This window comes from Streptomyces sp. NBC_00057 (assembly GCF_045041165.1).
In the GTDB taxonomy this organism is placed as follows: Bacteria; Actinomycetota; Actinomycetes; order Streptomycetales; family Streptomycetaceae; genus Streptomyces.
Genome location: NZ_CP108256.1, coordinates 1,685,611 through 1,710,300, shown reverse-complemented (window position 1 = coordinate 1,710,300; position 24,690 = coordinate 1,685,611). Strand labels below are relative to the sequence as shown.

Annotated in this window: 23 protein-coding genes and 1 pseudogene; 12 read left to right on the top strand and 12 right to left on the bottom strand. The window is 70.0% G+C overall.

The annotated features are described in order from the left end of the window. Positions 1 to 36 precede the first annotated feature (36 nt). Together OG953_RS08035 and OG953_RS08030 are read right to left on the bottom strand one after the other, a co-directional pair. Positions 37 to 1,557 carry an ATP-binding protein gene (locus OG953_RS08035; RefSeq protein ID WP_405683242.1) on the bottom strand — a complete coding sequence of 507 codons (1,521 nt, stop codon included), beginning with the start codon at positions 1,555 to 1,557 and terminating at the stop codon, positions 37 to 39. After that, positions 1,554 to 2,264, bottom strand: coding sequence for a response regulator (locus OG953_RS08030; RefSeq protein ID WP_405683241.1), 711 nt, complete (start codon positions 2,262 to 2,264; stop codon positions 1,554 to 1,556). The genes OG953_RS08035 and OG953_RS08030 overlap by 4 nt, the downstream gene beginning before the upstream one ends. A gap of 135 nt (positions 2,265 to 2,399) precedes the next feature. Between OG953_RS08030 and OG953_RS08025 the strand changes: the two genes are divergently transcribed. From OG953_RS08025 to OG953_RS08005, 5 genes are all read left to right on the top strand, one after another. Continuing rightward, positions 2,400 to 3,053: a hypothetical protein gene (locus OG953_RS08025; protein WP_405683240.1), complete on the top strand. Its 654-nt coding sequence runs from the start codon at positions 2,400 to 2,402 to the stop codon at positions 3,051 to 3,053. After that, positions 3,050 to 4,123, top strand: a complete 1,074-nt coding sequence (locus tag OG953_RS08020) for a peptidoglycan-binding protein (RefSeq protein WP_405683239.1) — start codon at positions 3,050 to 3,052, stop codon at positions 4,121 to 4,123. The genes OG953_RS08025 and OG953_RS08020 overlap by 4 nt, the downstream gene beginning before the upstream one ends. Then, positions 4,120 to 4,839, top strand: coding sequence for an ABC transporter ATP-binding protein (locus tag OG953_RS08015; protein WP_405683238.1), 720 nt, complete (start codon positions 4,120 to 4,122; stop codon positions 4,837 to 4,839). The genes OG953_RS08020 and OG953_RS08015 overlap by 4 nt, the downstream gene beginning before the upstream one ends. Then, entirely contained in the window at positions 4,836 to 6,029 is a 1,194-nt protein-coding gene (locus OG953_RS08010) for an ABC transporter permease (protein WP_405683237.1), read from the top strand. The genes OG953_RS08015 and OG953_RS08010 overlap by 4 nt, the downstream gene beginning before the upstream one ends. 146 nt (positions 6,030 to 6,175) lie before the next feature. Beyond that, positions 6,176 to 6,733, top strand: a complete 558-nt coding sequence (locus OG953_RS08005) for a DinB family protein (protein WP_405683236.1) — start codon at positions 6,176 to 6,178, stop codon at positions 6,731 to 6,733. Positions 6,734 to 6,777: 44 nt separating this feature from the next. Here OG953_RS08005 and OG953_RS08000 read toward each other — a convergent pair whose 3' ends face one another. From OG953_RS08000 to OG953_RS07990, 3 genes are read right to left on the bottom strand one after another with little or no spacing between them, the layout of a single operon-like run. After that, entirely contained in the window at positions 6,778 to 7,179 is a 402-nt protein-coding gene (locus tag OG953_RS08000) for a GntR family transcriptional regulator (protein WP_405683235.1), read from the bottom strand. Positions 7,180 to 7,227: 48 nt separating this feature from the next. Continuing rightward, positions 7,228 to 8,202: an ABC transporter permease subunit gene (locus OG953_RS07995; RefSeq protein WP_405683234.1), complete on the bottom strand. Its 975-nt coding sequence runs from the start codon at positions 8,200 to 8,202 to the stop codon at positions 7,228 to 7,230. Then, positions 8,199 to 9,143, bottom strand: a complete 945-nt coding sequence (locus tag OG953_RS07990) for an ABC transporter ATP-binding protein (protein WP_405683233.1) — start codon at positions 9,141 to 9,143, stop codon at positions 8,199 to 8,201. The genes OG953_RS07995 and OG953_RS07990 overlap by 4 nt, the downstream gene beginning before the upstream one ends. Before the next feature lie 217 nt (positions 9,144 to 9,360). Here OG953_RS07990 and OG953_RS07985 point away from each other — a divergent pair, with 217 nt between their 5' ends. From OG953_RS07985 to OG953_RS07960, 6 genes and pseudogenes are all read left to right on the top strand, one after another. Continuing rightward, complete coding sequence (locus OG953_RS07985; protein ID WP_405683232.1) at positions 9,361 to 10,194, top strand: M55 family metallopeptidase; 834 nt, start codon at positions 9,361 to 9,363, stop codon at positions 10,192 to 10,194. Beyond that, positions 10,187 to 11,530, top strand: a complete 1,344-nt coding sequence (locus OG953_RS07980) for a M20/M25/M40 family metallo-hydrolase (protein WP_405683231.1) — start codon at positions 10,187 to 10,189, stop codon at positions 11,528 to 11,530. Before OG953_RS07985 ends, OG953_RS07980 begins: the two co-directional genes overlap by 8 nt. A gap of 22 nt (positions 11,531 to 11,552) precedes the next feature. Continuing rightward, the gene (locus OG953_RS07975; RefSeq protein WP_405683230.1) at positions 11,553 to 13,541 is read left to right on the top strand and encodes a prolyl oligopeptidase family serine peptidase; all 1,989 of its coding nucleotides are present in this window, start codon (positions 11,553 to 11,555) and stop codon (positions 13,539 to 13,541) included. Then, on the top strand, positions 13,538 to 14,482 hold the full coding sequence (locus tag OG953_RS07970; protein WP_405683229.1) for an LD-carboxypeptidase: 945 nt from the start codon (positions 13,538 to 13,540) through the stop codon (positions 14,480 to 14,482). The genes OG953_RS07975 and OG953_RS07970 overlap by 4 nt, the downstream gene beginning before the upstream one ends. A gap of 175 nt (positions 14,483 to 14,657) precedes the next feature. Then, positions 14,658 to 14,918, top strand: a pseudogene (locus OG953_RS07965) (peptidase S15); the annotation flags it as partial. Between the two features lie 48 nt (positions 14,919 to 14,966). Further along, on the top strand, positions 14,967 to 15,551 hold the full coding sequence (locus tag OG953_RS07960) for a GNAT family N-acetyltransferase (protein ID WP_405683228.1): 585 nt from the start codon (positions 14,967 to 14,969) through the stop codon (positions 15,549 to 15,551). A 649-nt stretch (positions 15,552 to 16,200) separates the two neighbouring features. Here the strand turns inward: OG953_RS07960 and OG953_RS07955 are convergent. After that, positions 16,201 to 16,623, bottom strand: coding sequence for a hypothetical protein (locus tag OG953_RS07955; RefSeq protein WP_405683227.1), 423 nt, complete (start codon positions 16,621 to 16,623; stop codon positions 16,201 to 16,203). Positions 16,624 to 17,195: 572 nt separating this feature from the next. Here OG953_RS07955 and asnB point away from each other — a divergent pair. Continuing rightward, the gene (gene asnB, locus OG953_RS07950; RefSeq protein ID WP_405683226.1) at positions 17,196 to 19,043 is read left to right on the top strand and encodes an asparagine synthase (glutamine-hydrolyzing); all 1,848 of its coding nucleotides are present in this window, start codon (positions 17,196 to 17,198) and stop codon (positions 19,041 to 19,043) included. Positions 19,044 to 19,328: 285 nt separating this feature from the next. Here the strand turns inward: asnB and OG953_RS07945 are convergent, their stop codons facing one another. From OG953_RS07945 to OG953_RS07920, 6 genes are all read right to left on the bottom strand, one after another. Next, positions 19,329 to 19,895 (bottom strand): DUF6529 family protein, encoded by a 567-nt coding sequence (locus OG953_RS07945; protein WP_405683225.1) that lies wholly within the window; start codon positions 19,893 to 19,895, stop codon positions 19,329 to 19,331. A gap of 4 nt (positions 19,896 to 19,899) precedes the next feature. Then, a complete protein-coding gene (locus OG953_RS07940; protein ID WP_405683224.1) occupies positions 19,900 to 20,160 on the bottom strand; it encodes a hypothetical protein in 261 nt (86 codons plus the stop codon). Positions 20,161 to 20,757: 597 nt separating this feature from the next. Beyond that, entirely contained in the window at positions 20,758 to 21,708 is a 951-nt protein-coding gene (locus tag OG953_RS07935; RefSeq protein ID WP_405683223.1) for a metallophosphoesterase family protein, read from the bottom strand. Further along, positions 21,705 to 22,220, bottom strand: a complete 516-nt coding sequence (locus OG953_RS07930; RefSeq protein WP_405683222.1) for a cupredoxin family copper-binding protein — start codon at positions 22,218 to 22,220, stop codon at positions 21,705 to 21,707. Before OG953_RS07930 ends, OG953_RS07935 begins: the two co-directional genes overlap by 4 nt. Before the next feature lie 581 nt (positions 22,221 to 22,801). Further along, positions 22,802 to 24,037, bottom strand: a complete 1,236-nt coding sequence (locus OG953_RS07925) for an NAD(P)/FAD-dependent oxidoreductase (protein WP_405691711.1) — start codon at positions 24,035 to 24,037, stop codon at positions 22,802 to 22,804. A 235-nt stretch (positions 24,038 to 24,272) separates the two neighbouring features. Then, a complete protein-coding gene (locus OG953_RS07920; RefSeq protein ID WP_405683221.1) occupies positions 24,273 to 24,458 on the bottom strand; it encodes a hypothetical protein in 186 nt (61 codons plus the stop codon). Between the last annotated feature and the right edge of the window lie 232 nt (positions 24,459 to 24,690).

Genomic DNA, 24,690 nt, shown 5'->3' with positions numbered 1-24,690 from the left:
TCCCCAGCGCGGCGACCACGATCCCCTGCCGGACCTTCACTCCGTCCCCTCTCCTGTACGTCGCAGGGGCAGCCGCAGCGTGAACACCGCGCCGCGCTGCGGTCCATCGGCCACGTCGGCCACGTCGATCGTGCCGCCGTGCAGCCGCGCGTTCTCCAGCGCGATCGCCGTGCCGAGACCACTGCCCTGTCCGCTGTCGTCGGCCGCGCCACGCGTGCGGGCCGCGTCCGCCTTGTAGAACCGGTCGAAGACCCGCTCCCGAGCCCCCGGCGGCAGCCCGGGACCGTGGTCGGCGACCTCCAGCGTCACCCACTCCCCGTCCGCATCGAGGGCTGTCTTGAGGGTCACGGTGACCGGCGGGGCTCCGTGCCGCAGCGCGTTGCCCACCAGGTTCGCGACGATCACGTCGATGCGGCGCCGGTCGACCACCGCCCGTACGCCCTCATGGAGGTGTGTCTGCACCCGGTCCGTCCAGCCGCGCAGCGCCAGCGACGCCCGTACGGTGTCGGCGAGGTCCGTCTCGGCCGCGTTCAGCCGTACCGCCTTGGCGTCGAAGCGGGAGATCTCCATCAGGTCCTCGACCAGCCGGGACAGCCGTGCCGTCTCCGCGCCGACGGTACGGGCCGCCCGCGCGGCGTCCGGCGGCAGCTGGTCGGCGTCCTCCTCCAGGACGGTCGCCACCATCGTCATCGCCGCAAGGGGCGTGCGCAGTTCGTGCGACACGTCCGCCACGAAGCGGCGTGCCTTCGCCTCCTGCTCGCGCAGTTCCGCGTCGGAAACCTGGAGCGCGTCGGCGGTCTCGTTGAACGTCGCCGCCAGGTCGGCGAGTTCGTCGTGCCCGGTGACGGCGACCCGGCTGCCGAGGTCTCCGGCCGCGAGCTCGCGGGTGGCCCGGCCCAGCTTCCGTACCGGACGAAGGACCGTCCCCGCGGCCAGCAGCGCCAGGACGGCGGCCAGCAGCACCACCGGCACGATGCCCGTCCGTACGGAGTCCAGCAGGGCAGCGGTGTCGTCGCGCTCGGCCCGCAGATCGGTGATCGCGAAGACCTCCAGATCGGAGGTGCGGTGGTCCCCGTCGGCGTACGTGACAGGCGTGCCGACGACCAGGTAGGGATCGCCGTGCCACTGCACCCGCTGGAACTTGGCGTCGTCGCCGGTCATGACGGCGCTGCGCAGCTCGACGGTGATCCGGCCCTCCGTCTCGGCGAGCGAGTCGGAGACCGCGGTGAGGTCCTGGTAGCGGGCGACCACGATCTTTCCGCCGATGCCCTCCGACACCTTCGCCGCGAACCGGGACAGCGACTGCTGGTCGGGCGGTACGTCGAAGTCGGCGGCCACCGCGCCGACCCGCTCCCGGAAGTCGTTCACGGCCGCGTTCTGGGCGCGCTGGAGGACGGCGGTACGGGCGTCCCGGTAGGCGAGGGCGGTCGAGGTCACCGCGCTGATCAGCGCGACGACGACGAAGGTGACGACGAGCCGGACGCGCAGCCCGCCGACGAGCCGCCGGGAGCGCCGCTTCGAGGCGGCGCCGCGCTTGCCTTCGTCCGTACGGTTCACAGTGGCCCGAAGCGGTAGCCGAAGCCCCGCACCGTCTGTACGTACCGCGGCTTCGCCGGTACGTCCTCGAGCTTGGCCCGCAGCCGTCCGACCGCCGCGTCCACCAGCCGGGAGTCGCCCAGGTAGGTGTGGTCCCAGACGGATTCGAGGAGCTGCTCGCGGCTGAAGACCCGGCCGGGGGAGGCCGACAGCTCCAGCAGCAGCCGCAGTTCGGTGGGCGGCAGCGCGACCGGTGTGCCGTTCTTGGTGACGGTCAGCCCGGCGCGGTCGATACGCAGGCCCCCGAGGTCGGGGGTGCCGTCCGCCTGCCCGGCAGCGGACCCGGACGGCGACGGCTCCGCACGGCGCAGGGCGGCCCGGATGCGGGCCTCCAGGACGGGCGCGGTGACCGGCTTGACGACGTAGTCGTCGGCGCCCGCCTCCAGGCCCGTCACGATGTCCGAGTCGTCGCCGCGTGCGGTCAGCATGATGACCGGCAGGGTCGCCGAGCGGGCGCGGATGCGGCGGCACACCTCGAAGCCGTCCATGCCGGGCAGCATCAGGTCCAGTACGGCCAGCTCGACCCGCGCGCCCCGCTCCCCGGCCAGCAGGGCAAGGGCCTGCTCGCCGGTGGCGGCAGTGTCCACGCCGTACCCGTGACGGCGCAGCACGAGCTCCATTCCGTCCCGTACGGACGCGTCGTCCTCGATGAGCAGTACATGCGGCATGGGGCCGATTATGGGCACACGGGGACCGTTTCCGCCTACTCCGGCTGGGGGCGAACGCGCAGGTCGGGGGCATTGTTACGTTCCCATCATGTGGCCATGGACGGGCCATCATCTGCGGCGGCGAACGTGAAGCGCATGAGCTTCCTCAGGACGAACCCCCGAACCACCGCCCGGCTGCGCATGGCCACCCTTGTGGCCGTGCCCGTACTCGCCTTCTCCGTCGCCTGCGGAGGCGGTGACGGCAGCGCCGGCGGAGCGAAGAAGGACGACGCGATCGCCGACGTACCGGACTCGCCGGCCGCGAGCGCCGCGAAGGGCGAGAGCAAGCCGAACACCCAGCCCGCGGGCAAGAGCGCCTTCTACGACGCCCAGATGAAGTACGTCCAGTGCATGCGCGTCAAGGGCGGCTACAAGGACTTCCCCGACCCCAAGCTCAGCGGGCACCTCGACTGGACGAAGGTCGACGAGATCGGCTCCCAGCCCGGCCGCAACGAGGGCATCAAGGGCGGCAAGGACGGTGTCTGCGTCCCCGAGTTGCAGGCCGCCATGACGGCCGAGCCCAAGCGCGACCAGCAGAAGGACTACGAGTCGATGCTCACGCACGCCAAGTGCATGCGGGACAACGGCGTCTCCACGTTCACCAACCCGACCATGAGCGGCGGCAACGCCCAGCCGGGCGGCGACCCGAACCCGGCGTCCCCGTCCATCGACACGAAGTCGCCGTCGTACAAGCAGGCCCGCGAGGCGTGCAAGTCGAAGCTGCTCGACGGTCTGGACGGCATGCAGTGAAGCGCCGCACCATCCTCGCGCTCGGCGCGGTGACCGTCGCCGCCGCCGTCACCGGGGGAGTCCTGTTCCTCGGCGACGGCGGCGACGCGGGCGTCTCCGGGAGGAGCGGCAACCTGCCGCCCGCCACCGCGACCGTCGTACGCACCGACCTCGTGCAGTCCAAGACGGTCGACGGCAAGCTCGACTTCGCGCAGCGCCGCGCAGTCAAGTCCGCCGTCGAGGGCACCGTCACGGTGGCCGCTTCCGAGGGGAAGACGCTGACTATGGGGCAGGCACTGTACGAGCTGAACGACAAGCCTGTCACCCTCCTCTACGGGCCGGTCCCGATGTTCCGCGAGATGAAGGCGGGCGATCGGGGCAGCGACGTGCTCCAGCTGGAGCGCAATCTGCGCGACCTGGGGTACGGAGCGAATCTCTACGTCGACGCGCGGTACGACGAGGACACCGAGGCCGCCGTCAAGCAGTGGCAGAAGTCGCTGAACCGTGAGACCACCGGCAAGGTCGGCAGGGGAGATGTCGTCTTCCAGCCCGACCGGGTCAAGGTCGTCACCGCGGACGCGGCGCTCGCCGACCAGGTCGGCCCGGACACGTCCGTACTGACGGTCGCCTCGACCACGCCGGTCGTCCGCGCGCAGCTCGACCAGGGCGACGGCGCGCTCACCTCCCGGGGCACCGAGGTCGAGGTCACCCTGCCGAGCGGGAAGACCGCGACCGGCAAGGTGGCCCGGACGGTGCGCCCCGAGGCGTCTGCCGGGGAGAGCGATGCCGCGCAGAACGGCATCACCGTCGAGGTCGTCCTGGACGGCGGGGTGAGCGCCGCGTCCGGCGAGGACGCCAAGGCGTCGGCGAGCGTGAAGTTCGTCAGCGAGGCGCGCAAGGGAGTCCTCGCGGTCCCCGTCGAGGCGGTCGTCGCCCTGCGTGGCGAGAACGGCGGCTACGGCCTCCAAGTGGTCCAGGGCGCCACCTCGAAGATGGTGCGGGTGGAGACGGGCATGACCACCGACGGGCAGATCGAGGTCAGCGGCCCGGACGTGCACGAGGGCATCAAGGTCGGAGTGGCGAAGTCATGACGTCGGCCCCGGTGATCGAACTGCGGGACGCCACCAAGTCCTACCCCGGGGGCGTCCACGCCCTGCGCGGAGTGAACCTCACCGTCGAGGAGGGCGAACTGGTCGCCGTCGTCGGCCCGTCCGGCTCCGGCAAGTCCACGATGCTCAACGTCATGGGCACCCTCGACAAGCCCACCACGGGCACCGTCCGGGTCGCAGGGTACGACGTGTCCGAGCTCTCCGACTCCCGGCTCTCCGTGCTGCGCGCCCGCCACATCGGCTTCGTGTTCCAGCACTTCCACCTGGCGGCGGGGCGTGACGCGGTGGACAACGTCGCCGACGGGCTGCTGTACGCGGGCGTCCCGCTGAGGGAACGGCGCGCGCGTGCGCGGGAAGCGCTCGCCAAGGTGCGACTGGACCACCGCTACTCGCACACGCCGAACGAGCTGTCCGGCGGCGAGAAGCAGCGCGTGGCCATCGCCCGCGCCCTGGTGGGAGACCCACGGCTGCTGCTGGCGGACGAACCGACCGGGGCGCTGGACACCGCGTCCGGCGAGATCGTCATGGAGCTGCTGCACGAGCTGAACGCGTCCGGCACCACCATCTGCGTGATCACCCACGACAACGAGATCGCGGACTCGCTGCCGCGCCGGGTCCGCTTCAAGGACGGCGAGATCGTCTCGGACTCACGTTCCGGCGCGTGCTCCGCCTCCCGTACGGCAGAGGTCGGTTCATGAAAAACGACCTCAAGCCCTCCCGTCTCTCCCCCCGCGACATCCTCCGCGTCGGTGCGGTCGGCCTTCGCGCGCGTCGCGCGCGCGTGGTGCTCTCGGCGCTCGGCATCGCCATCGGTATCGCGACCATGGTCGCGGTCGTCGGCCTGTCCGAGTCGAGCCGCGCGGACCTGATGGCCCAGCTCGACCGCCTCGGCACCAACCTCCTCACCGCCGAGGCGGGTGAGGACGCCATGGGGCAGCCGATCAAGCTCCCCAAGAACGCGGTCGCGATGGTCGAGCGCGTCGGCCCGGTGCAGCACGCCACGGCCACCGCCGACGTCGACGCCCGCATCCGCCGCAGCGACGTGGTACCCGAGGAGCGCACCGCCGGCGTCACCACCCAGGCGGCCCGCATCGACCTGTTGTCCGCGCTCGGCGGCGAGGTCGACAAGGGCGTCTGGCTGAATCCGGTCGGCGAACGCCTCCCGACGACGGTCCTGGGCGCGGTGGCGGCGGACCGCCTCGGCATCACCCGCACCGGCGAGACGATCATGATGAACGACACGCGCGTTGTCGTCGTCGGCATCCTCAAACCGCTCGAACTGGTCCCCAACCTGGACCGGGTTGCCATGGTCGGATTCCCCGCCGCCGAGCGTTACTTCGGCTTCGACGGCCACCCCACCACCATCTTCGAGCGCTCCACGGACGCCTCGGTGGAGGACGTACGGGCCATCCTGGCCCGCACCATCAGCCCCGGCAACGAGGGGAGCGTCAAGGTCTCCCGCCCCTCGGACGCGCTGGCCGCCAAGGCCGCCACCGACGAGGGACTGACGACCCTGATGCTCGGCCTGGGCGCGGTGGCCCTCCTGGTCGGCGGTGTGGGCGTCGCCAACACCATGGTCATCTCCGTCCTGGAGCGCCGCCAGGAGATCGGGCTGCGCCGCTCGCTGGGCGCGACCCGCAATGCGATCCGGCTCCAGTTCCTGACCGAGTCGCTGCTGCTGTCGGCGCTGGGCGGGGCGACGGGCGCGCTGCTCGGCGCGGCGGCGACGTACGGCTTCGCGCGGGTCCAGGGGTGGACGGCGGTGGTCCCGCTCTGGTCCCTGGCGGGCGGCCTGGCCGCCACCCTCCTGATCGGCGTGGTCGCGGGCCTCTATCCGGCGATCCGCGCCTCCCGTCTCCACCCGACGGTGGCTCTGAACGCGACGTGAGGCGGCGGCGTACGGGGTGCCCTCTTGAGGCGGCGCCCCGTACGCCCCACGCCGCCCTTTCCGTCCCCCAGTCGCCGAAGTCGTCAAAGAGCACGGCCCTCTCGTATTCCTCCAGCCGCGTCGCGACCGGTGTGAGGATGGCTGCCATGACATGGACGGCACCCCGCATCGAACGTACGACAGCCGACGGCGACCAGCTGAACGTCCCGAGCACCGCGGACGAGCGAGCCATGCTGGAAGGCTGGCTCCGATGGCACAGGGAGACGCTGCTCACCAAGTGCGCCGGACTCGATCCGGCGCAGCTGGCGCACACCGCCGCCGAACCGTCGAACCTCACTCTCCTCGGCCTGGTACGGCACATGGCGGAGATCGAACGCTGGTGGTTCCGGCGGAGTTTCTCGGGTGAACCGATCGGTGACGTCTTCAGCGGTCCCGATGACGGGGACGAAGGCATCGACGGCGTCGACGCCGCGTACGCGGAACGCGACTTCGCCGCGTACCGCGCCGAGGTCGAGGCGTGCCAGGCCGCCGTTTCGGGGCGCGGTCTCGACGAGACATTCATGTCGACGACCCGTGGCAGGCTCGTCAGCCTTCGCTGGGTGTACCTGGTGATGATCCAGGAGTACGCCCGCCACAACGGCCACGCGGACCTGCTGCGCGAACGGACCGACGGTGCCACGGGCGACTATCCGGCACTGGGCTGAACGCGGTTTCGTACTCCTCGGTGCGAGGAGTACGAAACCGCCCCTCAGCCGTCCGTCTCGGACGGATACACCGCCGCAAAGGCCGAGCGGAACAGGGCGGTGGCCTCCTGGCCGCTGAGCCCCTGAGACCGTGCCTCGTCCAGCCACTGGGCGAGCGAGGCGCGCAACGGGGAGTCGGGGCCCTCCTGGGCCGGGGCGAGGGAACGGGTGATGAAGGTGCCCGCCCCCTGCCGGACCTCGGCCAGGCCCGCGCGTTCCAGCTCGCGGTACGCCTTGAGGGTCGTGTTCGGGTTGACCTTGGTCTCCGCCGCGACCTGCGCGGCCGTGGGCAGCCGGTCGCCCTCCTCCAGGGCACCCATCCGCAGCGCCTGTTCGACCTGTCGCACGATCTGGAGGTACGTCGCCACTCCGCTGCGTCTGTCGATTCGGAATACGACCACCGTCATCACCTCCCTTTGAACTGCCGAAACGATACGTACCTGCGGCGGTTTGTCCTAAAGGGGGCCCCGGGACACCCGCCACAGGGTGAACACGGTGAGCACGGCGGTGGCCGCGAGCAGGATGCCTGCCCCGGTCCACTGCATGGACGGCATCTGGTCGTAACCGAGGTACTCGACGACGTTGTTGACGATGCCGTGCTCCTTGATGCAGGCGTCCGAGGCCGCTTCGGTGGTCTTGGCGCACAGCCCCCAGCCGTAGAGATGGCCGTCGGCGGAGCCGATCCAGCGGTCCAGCTCGTGCGACTCGTTCAGCCGTGCGGGCATGTCGCCGTTGAGCGGGTAGGTGAGCATGCGTGACGGCGCGAGGCGTACGCGCATCTCGCCCCAGACGACCTCGACGATCGCGGCGAAGACGAACGTGACCAACATGGACGCGAGGACTCGGCGCAGCAGCATGCCGATGGTGATGCCGGCGGCGGTCAGGAAGAGGCAGAGCGCGGGGAGTACCGGACCGGTGTTGTCGAAGACCGGCCCCTGCGGCCACAGGCTGGGGAACACCGAACGGTAGGGCTTCCACCACCAGGTGAAGAACGCCGAGAGCACCGTGCCGGACACGACCACGGCCGCGTAGCACCAGACGATCTTTGTCGTCAGCCAGCGACGGCGGGACACGGACTGGGTGGTGACCAGCTGCGCGGTGCCGTGCTCCTGATCGCCCGCGATCAGCGGGGCGCCGAGGAAGACGGCGAGGATCACGGGCAGCGAGCTCAGGGCCGTGACGGTGAGACCGAGTCCCGTCGAGGCGAATGTCGGCTGCGCCAGCTCCTTCTCCGGCCAGCCCGCGGCTTCGAGCGTCTGGCCCATCCGGCCGCGCTGATACGCGATCCAGATCGAGCCGAGGACCGTCGCGGCGAGCACGGTGAGCAGCGCGGCCCGGTGCTGACGTACGACGAGCCAGTTCAGCCCGTGCAGCAGACGGGGTCCGGGCGCCCGTCCGGTTCGGGGCGTCTCGGTCGGAGTGGCGCTCATGAGGTGTGGATCCCTTCGGCCTCGATACGGGCACCGGGTGTGAACAACGGGGGTGCGTCCGACGAGCGGAGATGCGCCAGCAGCACTTCCTCCAGGCTGGGTTCGGCGACCACCCAGTCGCCCGACAGCGGGCCGTTCGGTCGCACCAGCGCGTGGAACTGCCTGCCCTGGACACGGGCTTCGACCACCGTGTGGGGAGCCAGCGAGGCGGCCGGGTCCCCGCCGGTGGCGAGCCCCGTGACCAGCACGTGGGCCGGGACGAGGGCGTCCGCGTCGCCCGCCATCCGGATTCTGCCCTCGGCGAGGACCAGCAGGTAGTCACACATGTCCTCCAGCTCGGACAGCATGTGCGAGGACATCACCACCGTGGTGCCGCGCTCCACGGCCTCCGACATCAGGAGGGTGCTCATGTCGTGGCGGGCCAGCGGATCGAGGTCGGACATCGGCTCGTCGAGCAGCAGCAGGTCGGGCCGCTTGCCGAAGGCGAGCGCGAACGCGACACGGGTGCGCTGACCACCGGAGAGAGTGCCGACACGGGCGTGCATCGGCACCTGGCCCGACCGTACGATCCGCTCCGCCGCGGCCATGTCCCAGCCGGGGTTGAGCTCGCTGCCCAGACGCAGCGTCTCGGCCACGGTGAACCGCTTGAACAGCGGTTTGTCCTGCCCGAGGAAGGCGAATCTCGGCATCATCGCGGGATCGTCCACCGGCACGCCGAAGACGTGGAGTTCACCCTCTGTCGGCTGCACCTGCCGGGTCGCGAGTCCCAACAGGGTGCTCTTCCCAGCCCCGTTGGGGCCGACGAGACCGCAGATCCGCCCGGCCGGCAGCCGGAACGAGCAGTCGCGCAGCGCCCAGCCGCGACGGTAGTGCTTACCCAGGCCGCGGGCCTCCAGCGCCCATGCGCCGGACGCGCCGCCCGGAGTGAATGCGTCTGCCATGCACTTCGCCTCAATTCCATTAGTCAATTAATGGAATCATGGTCTTGGTGAAGGAGGGCTGTCAAGGAGCCGCAAGCGGGCCTGCGCGCCGACCGGGCGCGCGGCGTCCGGAATGCACCGGTTCGGGGTGCGGGACGCGCTCTCTTCGGAGGACTGGACCATTGAACGTATCTGTGGCTCTGGCCTGGCGGTTCTTCGGCGCGTAGCGTGAGCCCGCATGAAGATCCTGATCAGCGCGGACATGGAAGGCGCCACCGGCGTGACGTGGCCGGCCGATGTGCTGCCGGGCACCCCGCAGTGGGAGCGGTGCCGTTCCATGTTCACCTCCGACGTGAACGCGGCGGCGCTCGGTTTCTACGACGGCGGCGCCGACGAGGTGCTCATCAACGAGGCCCACTGGTCCATGCGCAACCTCCTGCTGGAGCAGCTCGACGACCGGGTCCAGATGCTTACCGGCAGGCACAAGTCCCTCTCCATGGTGGAGGGCATTCAGCACGGCGACGTCGATGCCATCGCCTTCGTCGGCTACCACACGGGCGCCGGTGCGGAAGGGGTCCTCGCCCACACGTATCTGGCGAATTCCATCACCGGGGTCTGGCTCAACGGCGCCCGCGCCAGCGAGGGGCTCCTCAACGCGCATGTCGTGGCCGAGTACGGCGTTCCCGTCGTCCTTGTCACCGGCGACGACCTGACCTGCGTGGACGCGGACGGGTACGCCCCCGAGGCCCGCAAGGTCGCCGTGAAGGACTATGTGTCGCGGTACGCGGCGGTGTGCCGCACCCCGGCCCGTACCGCCGCGGACATCCGAGCGGCGGCCAAGGACGCGACCGCGCTCGCCGTGCGGCACACCCCGGTGGAGGGCGGCCCCTTCACCGTCGAGCTGGAGTTCGACGCCGAGCATCTGGCCGCGGCGGCCACCGTGGTCCCCGGCGTGGCGCCCAGCGGTGAACGGCGCGTCGCCTACACCAGCGCGACGATGTACGAAGGTATCCGCACGTTCAAGGCGGTGACGACGATCGTGTCGTCCGCCGTGGAGGAACAGTATGGCTGAGGCGGCCGACCCCCAGGAGAGCGTCGACGACCGGGCGCTCGACGAATCGGTGACGTTCACTTCCGAACTGATCCGGATCGACACCACCAACCGCGGCGGCGGCGACTGCCGGGAACGGCCGGCCGCCGAGTACGTCGCCGAGCGGCTCGCCGCCGCCGGACTGGAACCCACCCTGCTGGAACGCACCCCGGGGCGCACCAATGTGGTGGCCCGGATCGCGGGGACCGACCCGTCCGCCGACGCCCTGCTCGTCCACGGCCACCTCGACGTCGTCCCGGCAGAGGCCGGCGACTGGACCGTGCACCCCTTCTCCGGGGAGGTCCGCGACGGTGTGGTCTGGGGGCGCGGAGCCATCGACATGAAGAACATGGACGCGATGGTCCTGGCCGTCGTCCGGGCCTGGGCGCGGACCGGTGTCCGGCCCCGCCGCGACATCGTGATCGCGTACACCGCCGACGAGGAGGCCAGCGCCGAGGACGGCTCCGGCTTCCTCGCCGACCGGCACGCCGAACTCTTCGAAGGGTGTACGGAGGGCATCAGCGAATCCGGCGCCTTCACCTTCCACGCCGGTCAGGACATGTCGCTCTACCCGATCGCCGCCGGTGAGCGCGGCACCGCCTGGCTGAAACTCACCGCGCACGGCAAGGCGGGGCACGGCTCCAAGGTCAACAAGGCCAACGCGGTCAGCGCACTCGCCGCGGCCGTCGCCCGGATCGGCCAGCACGAATGGCCGGTCCGGCTCACCCCGACCGTGCGCGCCGCGCTCACCGAGATCGCCGCGCTGCACGACATCCGCCCCGACTTCGACGCCCCCGGCTTCGACGTGGACGAACTGCTCGGCAAGCTCGGACCGGCCGCCGCCCTGGTCGAGCCGACCGTCCGCAACAGCTCCAACCCGACCGTGCTGGAGGCCGGGTACAAGGTGAATGTGATTCCGGGCCACGCCACCGCCTTCATCGACGGCCGGATGGTGCCCGGCGGCGAGGACGAGTTCCACACCACCCTGGACCGGCTGACCGGACCCGATGTCGACTGGGAGTTCCACCACCGCGAGGTCCCGCTGCAGGCCCCCGTCGACTCGCCGACCTTCACGAAGCTGCGCGCGGCCGTCGAACGCTTCGACCCGCACGGCCACGTCGTGCCGTACTGCATGTCGGGCGGCACGGACGCCAAGCAGTTCTCCCGGCTCGGCATCACCGGTTACGGCTTCTCACCGCTGAAGCTGCCCGTCGGCTTCGACTACCAGGCGCTGTTCCACGGCGTCGACGAACGCGTCCCCGTCGAGGCACTGCACTTCGGCGTCCGCGTCCTCGATCACTATCTGCGCACGGCCTGACCCGGTACGGGGGGAATTGATCATGATGTCCACAGCGGCCCACGGAACGTGGCCGTCACCGATCGACGCACGACTGGCCGCCTCCAACGACGGCCGTCCGGAATACGTCGGTGTGGTCGGCGACGAGGTGTGGTGGACCGAACCGCGCCCCGCCGAGGCGGGCCGCCGCGCCCTGATCCGCCGCCGGGCGGACGGGACCAGCGCCTCGGTCCTGCCCGCTCCGTGGAACGTACGGAGCCGGGTCATCGAGTACGGCGGACAGCCCTGGGCCGGGGCCGCACGCGCCGAGGGCGGCCCGCTGATCGTCTTCGTCGACTTCGCCGACCAGCGGCTGTACGCATACACCCCCGACGGGCCCGGCGAACCCTGGCCGCTCACCCCGGTCTCGGCCGTCGGCGGCGGACTGCGCTGGGTCGACCCGCAGCTCCACCTCGACCGGGGCGAGCGGGGCGAAGTGTGGTGTGTCCTGGAGGAGTTCACCGGCGAGGCACCCACCGATCTGCGCCGGGTGATCGCCGCCGTACCGCTGGATGGCTCGGCGGCCGACGACCGCTCCGCGGTACGTGAACTCACCGACGACAGCCGCCGCTTCGTCACCGGACCGAAGCTCTCGCCCGACGGGCGACGCGCGGCCTGGATCGCCTGGGACCATCCGCGGATGCCGTGGGACGGCACCGAGGTGATGCTCGCGGACGTCGCCGACGACGGTACGTTCCACCACACCCGCCGTTTCGGCGGCGGCCCCGAAGAATCGGTGCCGCAGATCGAATGGGGCGCCGACGGACAACTCCTCTTCGCCGGCGACCGCAGCGGCTGGTGGAACCTGTACCGCGCCGACCCGCACCGGGGCGCGGTCGCGCTCTGCCCACGGGAGCAGGAGTTCGCCGGACCGCTCTGGAAGATCGGCCTCAGCTGGTTCCGGCCGCTGGAGAACGGCCTGATCGCCTCCGTCCACGGCCGGGGCACCACCACGCTCGGCATACTCGACCCGGAGACCGGCGAACTCGTCGACGTCGCCGGGCCCTGGACCGAATGGGCCGAGTCGCTCGCCGTGCACGGCAGCCGGATCATCGGCATCGCCGCGAGCCCGTACAGCGCCTACGAGGTCGTCGAGCTGGACACCGCGACCGGCCGCACCCGGATCATCGGCACACCCCACGAGGACGCCGTCGACCCCGCCTATTACCCGCAGCCCGAGAACCGCACCTTCACCGGGCCCGACGGCCGGGAGATCCACGCCCACATCTACCCGCCGCGGAACCCCGACCGGACCGGCCCCGACGGCGAACTGCCGCCCTATGTGGTCTGGGCGCACGGCGGCCCCACCGGCCATGCCGCACTCGTCCTCGACCTGGAGATCGCCTACTTCACCTCGCGCGGTATCGGCGTCGCCGAGGTCAACTACGGCGGCTCCACCGGCTACGGCAGGACCTACCGCAACCGGCTGCGCGAACAGTGGGGCGTCGTCGACGTCGAGGACTGCGCGGCCGTCGCCGAAGCGCTGGCCGCCGAGGGCACGGCCGACCGGCAGCGGCTCGCCGTCCGGGGCGGCAGCGCCGGCGGCTGGACCACCGCCGCCTCGCTGACCGGCACCGATGTCTACGCCTGCGGCACGATCATCTACCCGATCCTCGATCTGACCGGCTGGGGCACGGATGAGACCCATGACTTCGAGTCGCAGTATCTGGAGTCCCTGGTGGGCCCGCTCGCCGAAGTCCCGGCGCGCTACCGCGAACGGTCGCCGGTCACCCGCACCGACCATCTGACCACGCCCTTCCTCCTGCTCCAGGGGCTGGACGATCCGATCTGCCCGCCCGTCCAGTGCGAGCGGTTCCTGGCCGAGATCGAGGGGCGCGGAATCCCGCACGCGTATCTCACCTTCGAGGGGGAGGGGCACGGGTTCCGGCGCGCCGACACCATGATCCGCGCCCTGGAGGCCGAACTCTCCCTGTACGGCCAGACTTTCGGCATCGACTGTCCCGACGTACCGCGGCTGGAGCTGAAGAAGTGACCCTCGCCCCCCTGACCCGCCCCGCCCGACTGCGTCCGGGTGCCAGGATCGCCGTCGTGTCACCGAGCGGGCCGGTGCCCGCCGACCGCCTGGAGGCAGGCCTCGACGTACTGCGCGGCTGGGGTCTCGACCCCGTCGAAGCACCCCATGTCCGCGATGTGCACCCGGAGTTGGACTACCTCGCCGGTACGGACGAGGCGCGGGCCCGGGACCTCCAGGAGGCCTGGTGCGATCCGTCCGTCGACGCGGTTATCTGTGCCCGCGGCGGGTACGGCGTGCACCGCATGGTCGACCTGGTCGACTGGGCGGCGATGCGCGCGGCCGGGCCCAAGGTGTTCATCGGCTACAGCGACATCACGGTGCTCCACGAGGCGTTCGCCCAGCGCATGGGGCTTGCCACCCTGCACGGCCCGATGGCCGGCACCGAGACCTTCCTCAAGGACCCGGACACCCAGGAGTCCCTGCGGGCCACCCTGTTCGAGCCCGAGTCGGTACGCACCCTCGGCCTGCCCACGGCGCGGGTGCTGGTCCCCGGCAGGGCCCGCGGCATCACCTACGGCGGCTGTGTGAGCCTGCTCGCCGCCGACATCGGCACCCCGCACGCCCGGACGTCCGCCCGGGGCGGGCTGCTGGTGATCGAGGACACCACCGAGGACCCGTACAACATCGACCGCATCCTCACCCAACTGCTGAGGGCCGGGGCGCTCGACGGGATAGCGGGCGTGGCCTGCGGTTCCTGGGCGGGGTGCGGCCCGTACGAGAAGGTGCGGGCGGTCCTCGCCGACCGGCTCGGCCCGCTGGGCGTACCCGTTGTCGAGGAGCTGGGCTTCGGGCACGGACCGACGGCGCTCACGATTCCGCTCGGCGTGCCTGTCGTGCTGGACGCGCCGGCCGGCGGCGGTCCCGCCACGCTCACCACCGAGGTGCCCGCGTTGGTCTGAACGGCCGTGAATCGCGTAGAAGTTGAGCATCCTTCAGGAAACTCCGCCCCGAGCGTTGACATCACTGTGACGCGTGTCACAGCATGAGCGCGGTCCAGTTACTTACTGGTCGGTAAGGCGCCCTCGGTGTGGAGGTCTTCGTGCCGCGTGCTGTTTCCCGCCCTCGGTCCGGGTCGACGTGGCGCCGGACGGTACGAGGACACTGGTGAACCGGCTCGTCTCCCCGGTGCGCGCACCCGACGTCACCCGCTCGTTCACTGTGCAACTGCCGGGCATCGTCCACCGGTACGAGGCGGGGCACAGGATCGAATTCGTGATCGCGGCGAGCGACAGCGCCTACTCGGGCAACCGCGGCATCAAGCCCGTCACGATCGTCAGCGCCCCTGAGGACACCGGTGTGCTGGAGCTTCCGGTGGTCGGCGGCCGGGTGGAGTGAGGCGCCGAGGGGATGATCGGCCCAGGTCGACACCCCTAGGCTGGCCGGATGTCTGAAACCCACTGTCTGGCCGAGGGGCGGCGCACGGCGATCCGCCCCTACACCCAAGCGGATGCGGAAGAGTTCACCACCCGTGCGAGGGAGAGCAGGGGCATACACAGCCCCTGGCTCTTCCCGCCCGACGACGCCCGCGCGTACGCCGCCTACGCGGGCCGGCTGATCGAAGACCCCACAAAGGCGGGCTTCCTGGTCTGCGAACGAGAGGGCGGCGAGAGCGGGGCCGGCGAGGGTGGGGCCGGTGACAGGATCGCGGGGTTCATCAACATCAACAACATCGTCGGCGGCGGGTTCCGCTGCGGCGCGCTCGGATACGGGGCCTTCGCCCATGCGTCGGGGCGCGGCCTGATGAGCGAAGGGCTGGGACTGGTCCTGAGGTACGCCTTCGGGCCGCTCGGCCTGCACCGTCTCGAAGCCAACATCCAGCCCGGCAACGAGGGTTCGCTCGCCCTCGTCAAACGGGCCGGATTCCGCCTGGAGGGGTTTTCGCCGGACTTCCTCTTCATCGACGGAGCCTGGCGCGACCACGAGCGGTGGGCGATCACGGCCGAGATGCTGAGCCAGGACGGCGTCTAGGACCCGGGCCGGTCCGTACCCACGGTCGCGGACACCACAGCGGCGGGCTCCGGCCCGGCCTGCACGGCCGGGGTTCCGTCCGGTGACCAGATGCCTGAGCAACCCGATGTGAGGGCGTACACCGTTCCTGGGCAGTGAGCAGGCATGAGTCCTGTCTCACCGGCACGCCCCGAACGGTGTTGGGCGCACTGGTCCTCCGCTTTCGCGTCCTGGGCGGCGACGCATATCACGTATGCGGTCCGTCCCAGGTGGGCGGAATCCCTACGACCTGGCCATGTGGGTGTGGCCAAAGGCGACGGGGAGGCCCCGAACCATCACTCCGGTGATACGGGGGCCCCGACTGCTGACACCACACCCGGCGTCCCAGATCGCGTGAAACACGTTACGCACACCCAGTCAGGCACACCCACAGACCGGAACACCGTTCACTCAATCGTGTCCATGTTCGCCAAAACAAGGTACTGGACCAGCAGCTGTGAACCCCACTCGGTCCCGCCGCGGTGGCCAGCACTGGCCAGACACCATGGGCGAGCGCTGCGCGGTAAGTCGTGGCCAGCCTGCAGAGCAGCACAACCTGAGCAGTCGGTCGGGTCCGTCGGACGGAGCGGTCAGCCGGGCCGGTCACCCGGACCGGTTCAGCCGGGGTGGTTCAGCAGTGGCCGGGTCTGGCGTACACGGTGATGCGCGCCTGCGTGACCGTTCGGCTCGCGCACTCCTCGAAGTACGCGTCGAGGGTGGAGCGCTTGACCGCCTCACGCGCGTTCGCGTCCAGCGGCCGGCCCTCCAGGTCGCGCACCGCGATGACGCGTGCGCCGGTCAGGATGCGCTCGCGGATCCGGTCCGGTGGCAACTCCCTGCCGAACAGTGTGCTGGAGGCGACCGGGGGCTGCTCCAGGGCGCGGTCGGACAGGGACCGGAAGTAGCCCGGCCGGGCCGGCGTCCATACGCGTCTGCGTGACTGCATGAACAGCAGCCCGTCTCCCGGCTCGGCGATGTCCTGGACCGCCCGGGCGATCGCGACTGCGCGTCGTGTTGATGGGCAGCCCCCGCAGGCGGTGCCGATCAATTTCATCTGCGCTGCTCAGCGTCGGCGCGCAGCCGCCTCCTCGGAGTCGGCAGCAGCCGAGGAGCAGGGGACGCAGGCGTGCCATACCCGGTGCCGGCTCCGCGTCACCACCCCTGCACCGCCCTGCGTACCTACCCGCTCGCTCCGTCCCGGGCGGCCGCCGTCTGCTCACGCTCCCGGGGCGGTCTCTCGAAGGAGGAATGGCAGGCGCATCTGCCCGATGTGGGGTATCGGACCATCTGCCGACCAGCCGGGTGCACTCCACTGGCCCACCCCGGATTGGGCAAGTCTTTGCCCGTGGCCGATTCGGGCTGCCCGCCGCGCCCGCGGGCCTTTCCCGACGGGCTGCGGAGCGCAGCACCCCGTACAGGGAGGGAAAAGCGGCGGCCGAAAGTATGAGGGGCCGGTCTGCGTCGATGTGACGACCGTGTTGACCGTACGCAATCGCAGGCAGAGGCTCGTTACATAGCTGCTAAATACAACTGGTTCTGCCGGGCCTTCGCTTTCGGCACGCCGCCGGGGGACGGCACCGTGCGTACGACCGCTTTCCCGGCCGGGACCGAATCGGGAGGACGCGTATGTGTGGCATCACCGGCTGGGTCTCCTTCGACCGTGATCTGCGGGCAGCCGAGGACGTCGCGACGCTGGACGCGATGACGGAGACCATGTCCTGCCGGGGCCCCGACGACCGGGGGACCTGGATCGCCGATCACGTGGGGCTCGGACACCGGCGGCTCGCGATCATCGACCTGCCCGGCGGACGCCAGCCCATGACCGTCGGCACACCCGAGGGGGAAGTAGCCCTCGTCTACTCCGGTGAGGCGTACAACTTCACCGAACTCCGTACCGAACTGACCGCCCGCGGGCACCGCTTCATCACCGACTCGGACACCGAGGTCGTACTGCACGGCTATCTGGAGTGGGGCGAGTCCGTCGCCGAACGGCTCAACGGCATGTACGCCTTCGCCCTCTGGGACAGCCGCCACGACAGGCTCGTCATGATCCGCGACCGGATGGGCGTCAAGCCCTTCTACTACTGGCCGACGCCCGACGGAGTGCTCTTCGGCTCGGAACCCAAGGCCATCCTCGCCAATCCCGTGGCCCGGCCCCGGGTGACTCTCGACGGGCTCCGGGAGCTCTTCACCCTCGTCAAGAACCCCGGCCACGCCGTATGGGACGGCATGTACGAGGTGGAGCCCGGCACGGTCGTCACCGTGGACCGCGGCGGCCTGCGCAAGCACGTCTACTGGCAGCTCAGGACCCGTCCGCACCCGGACGACCGGGACACCTCGATCGCCAACGTACGGTCACTGCTCGACGACATCGTGCGCCGCCAACTGGTCTCCGACGTACCCCGCTGCGTCCTGCTCTCCGGCGGCCTCGACTCGTCCGCGGTCACCCTGCTCGCCGCCCGGCAGCTCGCAAAGAGCGGCGAGAAGGTCCGCACCTTCGCCGTCGACTTCGTCGGACGCACCGAGAACTTCGTCGCCGACGAACTGCGCACCACCCCCGACACCCCGTTCGTACACGACGTGGCCGAGCAGGCGGGCACCCTCCACCGTGACATCGTGCTCGACCCGAACACCCTCGCCGACCCCGACGTACGCGCCCGGATGATCCGGGCCCGGGACATCCCCATGGGCCTCGGCGACATGGACGCCTCGCTCTATCTGCTCTTCCGGGCCATCCGCGAACACTCAACCGTCGCGCTGTCCGGCGAGTCGGCCGACGAGGTCTTCGGCGGCTACCTCCAGTTCTTCGACGAGGAGGCCCGCAGCGCCGACACCTTCCCCTGGCTGGTGCGGTTCGCCGAGCACTTCGGCGAGGACGCGGGCATGCTTCGCGACGACGTGAACCAGGCCCTCGGCCTGGAGAGGTACATCCGCGACAGCTACGACTCCGCCGTCGCCGACATCGAACGGCTCGCCGGTGAGAGCGACTTCGAGTACCGCATGCGCAGGATCTGCCATCTCCACCTGACGCGGTTCGTACGCATCCTGCTCGACCGCAAGGACCGCGCCAGCATGGCCGTCGGCCTGGAGGTCCGGGTGCCGTTCTGCGACCACCGGCTCGTCGAGTACGTCTACAACACCCCCTGGGCCCTGAAGTCCTTCGACGGCAGGGAGAAGAGCCTGCTGCGCGAAGCAACCGCGGATCTTCTTCCCCGGTCCGTGTACGAGCGGACCAAGAGCCCCTATCCGTCGACCCAGGACCCCAAGTACGCCGTCGCCCTTCAGGAGCACGCCCACGACCTCCTCGCGCGCCCGGCCCACCGGGTCTTCGACCTCATCGACCGCGCCCGGCTGCAGCGGGTCGCCGACCACGACGCACCCCGGATCACCTCGGCGTCCCGCCGCGGCCTGGAACGCACCCTGGACCTCGCGATGTGGCTGGACATGTACGAGCCGGAGGTGGACCTCGGCTGAGAGCCTGTCGGGTGACCTCTGACCGGGCGGCCACGGCCTGGCACGCACTCCCCCAAGGCCTTAAGGGCCAGGGGGGACCCCCTCCGGCGTTGCCGAAATGCCCTCGCAGCGTTGAAGATCGTGACCAGGTCGCGGATGCGCTTGCGCGCGAGCCACCGGTCCAGCCACTCGCCCACGGTGAGGCTGCCGACGAGGTCCTGGCCGGCCTAGAGACGCCGCCTCGTCTCCTCCACGTCGTGGAGAGGCAGCGCCGTTGGCGGTCGGGAGGGACGTCTCGCGCTCCGCTCACAGTCCGGGTGCCTGGAAGCCGTTCAGGTACCAGAAGGCGGCGGCGTACCAGATCAGGGCAATCGCGGTGACGAGGGTGCCGCCAGCCAGGGGGAGTGCCCAGCCGGGCCAGTGGCGGTGGCGGACCACGATGACCTTGGCGACGAAGGCCCCGTAGAGGAAGCAGCCGGTGAGCGAGTGCAGCGCCAGGCGGGTGTCGGTCAGCTGGACGCCGTAGGCGGTGATGCAGTGCCGGGCGATGGGGAGGGAGAGGAGGAAGGCGGTCAGGCCGATGAGGCGGTGCGTGGTGTGGACCCGATGTGGTGCGGCTCGCAGTGTGGGCAGGCGGCCGTACATCCAGAGGGCGAGCAGTAGCTGAATCAGCGCCAGGCACAGGAGTGCGGAGCCGAGTTGGGCTTTGAGCAGTCTGGCGTCGTTGCCGCGCTGCCCGAAGAGACTGCTCTCGTAGTTGGGGGTGTGTACCCGGCCGTACCAGTAGAGGCCGACCGCCACTGCCACGGGCAGGAGCCACCACAGGACGTCGTGGAGCCGTCGGTGGTTGGCAGGGTGAGCGAGGCGGTCCACGTGATCAACCGCTCCCGCTCTCGATTTTGCCGCCATGGAGCTGGACGGCACACCACGTGGTGCCGAGCGCGGCGGTGGGAGTTCCGGTGGCGCGGGCCGATGGCCGGGAGGCGAGGTGAGGATCGGTGCGGGCGGATGCGACCGCCGGTGCGGGCTGCCGGCTCACGCCGATCGTCGCCCTTCTGCCGCCGGAGCAACCGTTGCGCACCGTGGCACGCATGGCGCCAGCGGCGACCGAGGCGGTCGCGAGGCGAGGGTTTCTCAACAGGTTCTCCAACCGTTGCGGGCCGATCTCGCCAGTACGTCCGAAGAGTCCCTGCCGGGTCCGGTCGGCGCGCCAGCAGGTACGCGAATCGAGAAGAGCGGTTGGGCCGGACGGCCGATGAGAGTGACATGTCGACCCAGGTGAAGGACGGGCCGTGTTCGTAGAGCCATGGGTGACCGGGTGTTCGGATCGCCTACGGCATCGGCCCGGACGACGAGGGCGAGCGGGCGGACATCGCCGAAGTGCGGTTCTTCGCAGGTGCACGACGGCGATCGGAGCGCTTCGAAGCGGGCCCCGGCGCGGACGACCGGGCACCTTCAGGTGCGCCGCCGCACGCCCCTGGCGACGCGGCCATGCTCGTCGCCCGCAGCCTGGTGACCGGTGCGCAGCCCGTCGCGAGCTGCGGGCACCACACGCGCGGATGACGTGGTGCACTGTCTCTTCCGCCAAGCGCTCGATCACATGCCAGGCCCTGCTGCCGGCGATCCGTGCCTCCTCGACCCTGCCTTCGTCCCACAGACCGGCGACGTAGCGCAACCAGAGGCGGGCGGTGTCGATGTGGACCGCCATGCTGCCCACCGCTGCTGCACATGGGGATCACGTGAGTTTCTTGTCCTTGACGGCCAGTGCGTGGCTGCCCTGCCGGTAGTTGACGGTACGGATGCCGAGTGCGTCCTTGAGGCGTCCGGCGGGCAGCACTTGCGGAATGGGGCCGGGGCCCTGGCCGGGTTTGGGAAACGGGTAGCAGGTGGGGGCGGCCGAGTGGAAGGTGATGTTGCCCTCGGTCTTGGTGAACAACTGGTGGACGTGCCCGTTGAGGCACGTGACTGAGGAGAAACGGCGCAGCATCGACAGCACCTGCACCGCATCGTCGGTGCCCCAGCCCCACTTCGGATACATCGCAAACAACGGGATGTGACTGAAGATGACGATTGGGGTGTCCGACGACAGGCCGGCGATGTCCTTGCGGACGAAGTTGATCTGATCGCTGCCCAGGTGGCCGAGTCGCTCAAGGTGCAGGGTGTTGACCAGCGCGATGAAGTGCACACCATGGGTGTCGAAGCTGTACCAGCCGTCGCCGAGGGTGTTTTTCGCGAAAGTTTGCCGGTATGCGCGTCCGTTGTCTCCGATCGAGTCGTGCTCGCCCGGGACGGTGAAGATCCGGTCCGTGCGCAGCTGCGACAACATCTGCTTGACCTGGTCGAACTGGGCGGGGGTGGAAAGGTGTGTCAGGTCGCCGCTGTGCATGACGAAGTCGGGGCGGAATCCGAGTGAGTTGACCTGGTTGAGCGCTGCTGTGAACGTTCCGGTGACATTCATGTTGGGCGGGCCATGGAAGCCGATGTGGCTGTCGGAGACCTGCACGAATTGCAGGTCTGCGCTGCCTGCCGGGGTGGGGTCCGGCGAACCGGCGATATGGCTGATCACTTCTCCCCCGGTGACTGTCAGGACTACGACGCCACCGAACCAGGCGGAGTGCCGCATGAGCTGACGGCGAGTCATTCCGTTCTCGCCGTCGCCGTTCGAGTCGTGTGTGGGCTCGGTCATGGGGTCACCTCCACGGTGGCGGTCATGAACGGGTGGATGGAGCAGTAGTAGGCGTAGGTGCCGGGTTTGGTGAAGGTGTAGCTGTAGGTGGCGTTGGTGGCTAGGCCCGCCGACTTCAGCGGCCCGCCCGATCCTTGCTTGCTGGTGACGGTGTGAGTGTCGGGGTCGGTGTTGGTCCAGGTCACCTTCGTGCCCACCTTGACCGTCAGTTTGGCCGGGGAGAATGCAAAGTTCTTGATCGTCACCGCGTTGGCGGTCGCCGGAGCGGACGGTTGGCCGGTGGTAGGTGAGGTCGAGGGCGTGACTGGTGGTGGGCTGACCGTACCGCCCGTTCCGGAGACACCTGGCGTTCCCGGCAGGGTCTGGCCGGGTCCGGGACTCAGTGCGCCCGCGGGTTTGGGGTGTGACGATCCGCCGCACGCGCTGAGTAGTCCCAGTGCTCCGACAACGGCGACAGCGGCCAGGCACGCCGTACGCGACCGCCGGACCGGCCGAGAGGAGTTCGCATTCATGGGCATCGTTCCTTCTACGCGTCCCCAGCCGCACGGGCGGGTGTGATCCAAGACCGATCCGTGATCGGCCTGTTTCAGGCAGACAGACGACCGCGTTATGCCCCTGCGGGGCATTTGAAGGGGCATAACCCGGTGGGTTACGTTATGTGAGTGGACAGCAGCTTCCATTCAGCGAAACGAATCCCACAGCGAAGTCTTCGTTGTTTCACTGTGACGGCGGGTAGCAGCCCGGACGCCTGGAGCCAGGGGAGTTTTTGCGGTGTCCGTACTGGACCGCAGGCGAAGACGGACAAGCACCGCACTTCGGAGCCGACCGAATACCTGCTGCTCCGTCAACCGAGCCCGCACTGGTGCGTCATGGGCGCCGGAGCCGCGATCGCCTGTCGGTCCGCCGCACCCCGTCCGTAACGGCAACGCCGGTATCCGTCGGACCTGACCGATGCGGGGCTGGCTGAGGCACCGAGACCGGCCGGAGCGAGCGGGCATGAAACAGGAGACTCAGGCTCGCTGGGGCATCGTCGGCTTGCCCATCCCTGCGGGCGGGCGCCCGACGAGCCCGTGAAGCGGCCCGCGGCCGTACGTCACCCGGCAGCCGGCTGTTCCAGCGGCACATCCGGGTCGGCGAGCCTGTCCCGGTCGATCTGCTTGCCGGAGCGGACCAGGTGCTGGATCGCGTCGTTGACGTCCCAGATGTTGACGTTCATGCCGGCCAGCACGCGACCGTCGGCCACCCAGAAGGCGATGAACTCCCGGCTTGCCAGATCGCCGCGCACCACCACGTCGTCGTAACTGCCGGGCTCGGCGTAGCCCGCGTACTCCATGCCCAGGTCGTACTGGTCGGTGAAGAAGTACGGGACGCGGTCGTAGAGCGCACGCTCGCCCAGCATCGATCGCGCGGCCGTCCCAGGCTGGTGAAGGGCGTTGGCCCAGTGGTCCACGCGGATGTGCTTGCCCAGCATCGGGTGAAGGGCGTTGGCCACATCGCCGGCCGCGTAGATGTCCGGGTCGGAGGTCCGCAGGGAGGCGTCGACCACGACGCCGTTGTTGACCTGCAGACCGGATTCGGCGGCCAGTCGGGTGTTGGGAGTGGCGCCGACGCCGACCACGACCGCGTCCGCGTCAATGCGGGTGCCGTCGGCCAACCGAACGCCCGCGACCTTCTCCTTCTCGCCGACGATCTCGGTGAGCCGCGCACCGAGCCGCAGGTCCACGCCGTGCTCACGGTGCAGGTCGGCGAAGACGGGCGCGATCTGCGGGCCCAGGACGCGCATCAGTGGCAGTTCGCCTGCCACCAGCACGGTGGCCTCGATGCCTGCCTCCCGTGCCGCGGCGGCCACCTCCAGGCCGATCCAGCCCCCTCCGACGAGGACGATGCGGGACGCGGAGCGGAAGGTGCGCTGGATGCGCTCGCAGTCGCCGACGCGGCGCAGGTAGAGCACGCTGTCGAGGTCCGCACCCGGTACGGCCAGGCGGTGCGGGGAGGCGCCGGTGACCAGCAGCAGCTTGTCGTAGCCGATCGTCTTGCCACCGGAGACGGTGACTGCCTTCCGGTCGCGGTCGATGGCCGTGACCATGGTGTCCAGCCGCAGGTCGATGCCCTGATCGGCATACCACTGCGACGGGTGGACGAAGATCGTTTCGCGGTCCTGCTTGCCCATGAGGTAGCCCTTGGACAGCGGCGGACGCTCATACGGTGGGTCCGGCTCGTCCCCGATGAGCAGGATCCGGCCGTCGAAGCCGTTCCCGCGTAGCGCTTCAGCGGCCTTGGCTCCGGCCAGGCTCGCCCCGACGATCACGAACGTGGATTGCGCCATCAGACCTTCTCCTTGCTGCGGTCTGTGCGGTGGGACTGGCCGCTGTCGGATCGTGCGGGCTGACCGCGAGTTTCTCAACCAACTCATTCCACCTGGCGCCACAGGTGTCGCGGATACTGCCAACCGGAACCGCGCCGTGCTCGGCGACAGCGTTCAGTGTCGCCTCTGCCATTGGTGCTGACCACGCCCGGGGCGAGCAGGTCCACGACGTACCGCGTGGCGTCGTATGCCGGGGCCTTCACGCCCGTGGACGCCCACAACAGCCGCTGCGGTCTGGCGCCAGCCGCTTCCACCGCTCGGTGGCGAGCATGCGTTCGTAGTGCTCGTACGCGATGCGGGCGTTGGTGACGGCCTCGCGCCCGCGCAGCGCGGCGGGCTGACCGCCGCCCAACCGGTCAAGCCGCCGGTCGGTCTCGGTATCCACCCGCGAGACGATCTCGACGAATCACCATGTGCCTCCTTACCCGGGCACGGGCGTGGCGCTACGTGAAAGGCTCCTTGCCTCAAGGCTCACCCATCAAGCGGGGCGGCGCACGTCGATCGTGTCCCCTGTCGTGGTGTAGGGGATCAAGGTGGTGAGCCTGGGCCGGCGCGCCCTGCAGGTGCTTCCGCTGCTCCGGTTCGTGCCTTCTGAACAGGCAACGGCCATCGTGCAA

Bases quoted from the DNA above. Each gene is read 5' to 3' on its own strand.
- OG953_RS08030 (WP_405683241.1), bottom strand. From the start codon at position 2,264: ATGCCGCATGTACTGCTCATCGAGGACGACGCGTCCGTACGGGACGGA.
- OG953_RS08025 (WP_405683240.1), top strand. From the start codon at position 2,400: ATGAGCTTCCTCAGGACGAACCCCCGAACCACCGCCCGGCTGCGCATG.
- OG953_RS08015 (WP_405683238.1), top strand. From the start codon at position 4,120: ATGACGTCGGCCCCGGTGATCGAACTGCGGGACGCCACCAAGTCCTAC.
- OG953_RS08010 (WP_405683237.1), top strand. From the start codon at position 4,836: ATGAAAAACGACCTCAAGCCCTCCCGTCTCTCCCCCCGCGACATCCTC.
- OG953_RS08005 (WP_405683236.1), top strand. From the start codon at position 6,176: ATGACATGGACGGCACCCCGCATCGAACGTACGACAGCCGACGGCGAC.
- OG953_RS08000 (WP_405683235.1), bottom strand. From the start codon at position 7,179: ATGACGGTGGTCGTATTCCGAATCGACAGACGCAGCGGAGTGGCGACG.
- OG953_RS07995 (WP_405683234.1), bottom strand. From the start codon at position 8,202: ATGAGCGCCACTCCGACCGAGACGCCCCGAACCGGACGGGCGCCCGGA.
- OG953_RS07990 (WP_405683233.1), bottom strand. From the start codon at position 9,143: ATGGCAGACGCATTCACTCCGGGCGGCGCGTCCGGCGCATGGGCGCTG.
- OG953_RS07985 (WP_405683232.1), top strand. From the start codon at position 9,361: ATGAAGATCCTGATCAGCGCGGACATGGAAGGCGCCACCGGCGTGACG.
- OG953_RS07980 (WP_405683231.1), top strand. From the start codon at position 10,187: ATGGCTGAGGCGGCCGACCCCCAGGAGAGCGTCGACGACCGGGCGCTC.
- OG953_RS07975 (WP_405683230.1), top strand. From the start codon at position 11,553: ATGATGTCCACAGCGGCCCACGGAACGTGGCCGTCACCGATCGACGCA.
- OG953_RS07960 (WP_405683228.1), top strand. From the start codon at position 14,967: ATGTCTGAAACCCACTGTCTGGCCGAGGGGCGGCGCACGGCGATCCGC.
- OG953_RS07955 (WP_405683227.1), bottom strand. From the start codon at position 16,623: ATGAAATTGATCGGCACCGCCTGCGGGGGCTGCCCATCAACACGACGC.
- asnB (WP_405683226.1), top strand. From the start codon at position 17,196: ATGTGTGGCATCACCGGCTGGGTCTCCTTCGACCGTGATCTGCGGGCA.
- OG953_RS07935 (WP_405683223.1), bottom strand. From the start codon at position 21,708: ATGACCGAGCCCACACACGACTCGAACGGCGACGGCGAGAACGGAATG.
- OG953_RS07930 (WP_405683222.1), bottom strand. From the start codon at position 22,220: ATGAATGCGAACTCCTCTCGGCCGGTCCGGCGGTCGCGTACGGCGTGC.